This is a genomic window from Lysinibacillus sp. RU7 (assembly GCF_057837305.1).
This window is the reverse complement of the sequence record NZ_JBYQFK010000191.1, coordinates 1-257: the sequence shown is the minus strand read 5'-3', so window position 1 is coordinate 257 and position 257 is coordinate 1. Positions and strand designations below refer to the sequence as shown.

Here is a 257-nt window from a genome sequence, read left to right as displayed (position 1 = left end):
TGCGCGACCTTCTGTCGTCGATTTTCGAGGTAAGTGCGCTTCTCGAACAGCAGCGCCTTGGCTCGACAACGCGCAAGCTTGCTGCCTGGGCGGCCTTGCTGGCGGTTCCGACCGCGATTGCGGGAATATACGGCATGAATTTCGAACATATGCCCGAGCTCAAGTGGCAATATGGCTACCCGATGGTCCTTGGCGTCATTGCGACCATTTGCGGGATTCTCTTCATCCGCTTCAAGCGGGCGCGGTGGATTTGAGCA

Annotated in this window: 1 protein-coding gene; it reads left to right on the top strand. The window is 57.6% G+C overall.

Annotation, left to right across the window (positions count from 1 at the left end):
* The coding region (locus AC3II9_RS22055) for a CorA family divalent cation transporter (protein WP_489158866.1) at positions 1-254 on the top strand (254 nt) is incomplete at its 5' end.
* Positions 255-257 lie beyond the last annotated feature (3 nt).